This is a genomic window from Mesorhizobium sp. M7A.F.Ca.CA.003.01.2.1 (genome assembly GCF_003998945.1).
Taxonomy (GTDB): Bacteria; Pseudomonadota; Alphaproteobacteria; order Rhizobiales; family Rhizobiaceae; genus Mesorhizobium; species Mesorhizobium ciceri.
The window spans coordinates 1-3,655 of sequence record NZ_RZRA01000578.1 but is presented as its reverse complement, the minus strand read 5'-3'; the positions used below and the strand labels follow the sequence as shown (position 1 = coordinate 3,655).

Here is a 3,655-nt window from a genome sequence, read left to right as displayed (position 1 = left end):
CTGCCGACCAGCAGGAAGCCCGGAAAATCGAACGGCGTGCGCACGGGCTTGGTCATCGTCGGAAACAGCGAGGCGGCAAGAATTGCCGCCGCCAGCGCGAACGGCACGTTGATGAAGAAGATCCAGCGCCAGGAAATGTAGGTGGTCAGCGCACCGCCGACGAGCGGACCGACCAACGGTCCGGACTGGCCGGCCAGCGAGATGTACATGTTGATCTTGAGCGTTCGGCTGCGCGGAAAAGTCGACAGGATGACGACCTGGCCTAGTGTGCCCATCAAGGCGCCGCCGAAGCCTTGCAACGCACGCGCACCAACCAGCGTCCAGATGTTGTCGGACAGCCCGCAAAGCGCCGACGAGGCGGCGAACACCAGCAAGGCAAAGCAGTAGACGTTGCGCAGGCCGAAGCGGTCGGCGGCCCAGCCGCCAAGCGGCATCGAGATGATCAGGCTGGCGACATAGACGGTGATCAGCAGGCCGAGCTGGCTGGGCGGACGGCCGAGGCTTTCGCTGATGCCCGGCAGCGCGGTCACCACGACATTCTGGTCGAGGCTGGTCATGAACACGCCGCAGGCGACCGTCAGCGGCAGCAGGAGCAAGGCTCTGGCCGGCACATCGGCGCGATCCGTGGCGCCGGCGGATAGTTCTGCGGTCATGGAGATGTTCGAACCAAACGAATGTGCCGACTCTTGAAGAAGGGATTTCATATCCCTGGGCCGGTTGGGCGGCCGCATTTTCGCACCATGGGCGCCTGCGGCCTGAGTCTCTAGCGGCAGAAACGGCTGGCGTTGATGCCAGAAGCAGGAGCGATGCGACCTTTCGGCGCCGCCTATTGCACCTCGTAGCCGACTTCCTCGCTGGCGTGGCAGAGCGCCTTCCAGAACGAGCGTGCAAACGAGCGGAAGACATAGATGTCGAACTGGTCGGCGCCGGTGCGCTGGATCTGGGCGAAGACGTCGTGATGAGCGGTCGAGCGGCCGGCGCCATTGGGAAAGGCCGGCAGCGAAAAGTCGATGGCGAAGAATTTCGCCAGCACCCATTCGGCCTTCGGCCCGGCAATGCGGATGGCGGTGCGGCCGTGCGAGAGATCGGTCACCGTGCCGATGGCCGAGGTCACCACCTTGGCAAAGGCAGCGGCCAGCCCTTCGGCCTCGTCGGCAACGGTGAACTTTCCCGGCGCGAAGCCGAACACTGACTTGACCCCGTCGCTCACTCCGCCGCCGGCGCCATCGGGAAGCGCCAGCCCGGTGACGGTGCGGATGGCTGCGATCAGCCTCTTCTCCTCGCCGGGCCAGGCGGCGAGTTGCACGATCGAGCCCGGCCTCGTCTCGGTCAGGATGATCTCGACGCCATGCTCGAAATTGCCGTGCGAGCCGACGTGAAATTCCGGCTCAAGCGGGGATTGGTGCTCAACCATGCATGCGGCTCCCGTCCGGATCGAAGAAGTGGTTGGAGACGATCTCGACCGGTCCGAACCGGTTGCGCAAGGGATCGGAGACGTGGGCGCGCGTGCCGTGCCGTGCCTTGCCGCCCTCGACCAGCGCCAGCGCGATATGTCTGCCGAGCGCCGGCGAATAGCAGCAGGCGGTGATATGGCCGATGGAGTCGTGCGGATTGGCTTCGTCAACCTCCTCGACGATGTGGGCGCCACCGTTGAGCGGCCGGTTATCGAGAGCGATCAGGCCGACCAGTTCGAGGCGGTCCGATGCGATCAAGCCTTCGCGGTCCATCATCGCCGAGCCGATGAACGGCTTCTTCTTCGACAGCATCCAGTCGAGATGCAGGTCGCGCGCCGTGGTGCGGCCGTCGATCTCGGCGCCGGTGACATGGCCCTTTTCGATGCGCATGGTGCCCAATGCCTCAAGACCGTAGGTGACCAGCCCGAACGGCTTGCCGGCTTCGACAAGCGCTTTCCAGACATGGGTGCCATGGCCGGCGCCGGAATAGACCTCGAAGGCCATTTCACCGGAGAAGGACAGCCGGCAGATCATCACCGGCACGCCTGATATTTCGCCGCGCACGATGCCCATGAAGGGCAAGGTGGCGTTGTCGACCGACGTGCCGGTGACACAGGCGGCGAGGATCTGCCTGGCCTTCGGGCCGCCGATCGCGGCACCTGCCCATTCGTCTGTCACCGAGGTGACGTGGACTTTCAGCTCCGGCCAGATCACGTCGAGGAAATATTCCAGATGCTGCATCACCTTGCCGGCGTTGGCCGTGGTGGTGGTCATCAGAAAATCCTGCTCGCCGAGCCGCCAGGTGGTGCCATCGTCGAAGGCGAGGCCGTCCTCGCGCAGCATCAGCCCGTAGCGGGCCTTGCCGACGGCCAGCGTCGAAAACATGTTGGTGTAGACGCGGTCGAGGAATGCGGCGGCATCAGGGCCTTGCACCGCGATCTTACCCAGTGTCGAGACATCGACGATGCCGGCGCTTTCGCGCGTCGCCTTGGCTTCGCGCACATAGGCCTGCTCGACCGTTTCGCCTGAAAGCCCATAGATCATCGGCCGGTACCAGAGGCCGGCGGAATACATCGTCGCGCCATTGGCCAGATGCCAGTCATGCATCGGCGTCAATCGTTCTGGCTTCAGGTCGCCAAAACGCTCGGCAGCCAGCGAGCCGATCGACACCGGAGCAAAGGGCGGCCGGAAGCGTGTCGTGCCGACCTCGGGGATCGGCTTGCCCAGCGCCTCGGCCATGATGGCAAGGCCAGGCACGTTGGAGCTCTTGCCCTGGTCGGTCGCCATGCCGAGCGTGGTGTAGCGCTTGAGATGCTCGACCGAGACAAAGCCTTCCCGGTGAGCCAGCCGCACGTCCTCGGCCGTTACGTCATGCTGGAAATCGACAAAGCTCTTGCCCTTGGCCCTGATCTCGAACACCGGGGCGGGGTCGGGATCGCCAGGCACTGCTTCGACGGTCGGCAGCATGGACGGTGTGCTCTGCCCGCCTGCGGCGGCGAGGCCGGCGGCGCGGCCTTCGGCGATGGCTTCGGCCGTCGAGAAGCTTCCGGTGAAGGCGCCTGCGCCGATCCAGCTCTGTGTCGGCTCTGGCGGCAGGAAAGCTTGCCGCGCGGCGTTCCATTCCGCCTTGGCGCCGGCCTGGCTGGCCAGATGGATGGTCGGCGACCAGCCGCCGGACATCAGCAGGCAATCGGCATGGATACTGCGTGCATCACCGATGAGTGCCCCATTGGCCATGTCGAAGCGCTGCAGCTTGAGGCCGGACAGCGCCTTGCCGCCTTCGGTGGCGACGACGGCATGGCCGGCAAAGATCTCTGCCTCGGCTTCCGCGGCCAGCTTGCGCATCTCCGGCGAAAGTTCCGGCCTGACATCGGCGATGGCGACGACCGCGGCGCCGGCCTTCTTCAAGGCGACAGCCGCCCGATAGGCGCTGTCATTGTTGGTGAACAACGCGATCCGCTCGCCCGGCAGCACGCCGAATTCGTTGGCATAGCGCTCGGCGGCATGCGCCAGCATCACGCCTGGCCGGTCATTGCCGGGGAAGATGAGCGGCCGCTCGAACGCACCAGTGGCCAGGACCACGGATTTGGCGCGGATCGCCCAATAGCGATGGCGCGGCTCGCCCTTGCCGGGGTGCTCCTTGTGGTCGCTGACCCGTTCGAGCGCCGCAAGCGTGTTGTTGTCGTAGTAACCCCACACCG

General features: G+C 65.3%; 3 protein-coding genes. All 3 read right to left on the bottom strand.

Translation table 11 applies throughout. The features are described from left to right. Positions 1-653, bottom strand: a 653-nt coding sequence (locus EN969_RS21445; RefSeq protein ID WP_127419373.1) for an MFS transporter, incomplete at its 3' end; no start/stop codon positions are given. 173 nt (positions 654-826) lie between these two features. Continuing rightward, the gene (locus EN969_RS21440) at positions 827-1,414 is read right to left on the bottom strand and encodes a sarcosine oxidase subunit gamma (RefSeq protein ID WP_013531140.1); all 588 of its coding nucleotides are present in this window, start codon (positions 1,412-1,414) and stop codon (positions 827-829) included. Then, the coding region (locus tag EN969_RS21435) for a glycine cleavage T C-terminal barrel domain-containing protein (RefSeq protein ID WP_127387948.1) at positions 1,407-3,655 on the bottom strand (2,249 nt) is incomplete at its 5' end. The genes EN969_RS21435 and EN969_RS21440, both read right to left, overlap by 8 nt.

Bases quoted from the DNA above. Each gene is read 5' to 3' on its own strand.
- EN969_RS21440 (WP_013531140.1), bottom strand. From the start codon at position 1,414: ATGGTTGAGCACCAATCCCCGCTTGAGCCGGAATTTCACGTCGGCTCG.